Origin of the sequence: Microbacterium sp. GbtcB4, from assembly GCF_019091465.1 — a bacterium.
GTDB classification, from domain to species: Bacteria; Actinomycetota; Actinomycetes; order Actinomycetales; family Microbacteriaceae; genus Microbacterium; species Microbacterium paraoxydans.
In genome coordinates this window covers 1-238 of record NZ_JAGXJJ010000529.1, presented here as the reverse complement: position 1 = coordinate 238, position 238 = coordinate 1, and the positions used below count along the sequence as shown (strand labels likewise).

Annotated in this window: 1 protein-coding gene; it reads right to left on the bottom strand. The window is 77.7% G+C overall.

From position 1 onward, the window contains the following. Positions 1 to 238 (bottom strand): hypothetical protein (locus tag KVS71_RS18715; protein ID WP_217585284.1); only part of this gene is annotated, 238 nt, incomplete at both ends.

Sequence of the window (238 nt, the reverse complement as noted above, 5' to 3'; positions counted from 1 at the left end):
CGCCGTCAACCCGAGCGGCGCGGGAAGACGGCACTTCACGCACCAGGCGCCGCCCGCGGCGGACAGGAGGGCGATGTGGACCCCCGTGGTGGTCCCGGCGAAGGCCGGGTGATCGAGCAGGGGGCCGACCTCGGCTGCGGCGTACTCGACGCGGAGGTCGAGCAGGTAGAGGAGGGCGACCTCCCCCCCCCCCCCTCGGGCCGCCCCCGGCCCGTCCAGCAAGCGCGCCCGCCCGGAG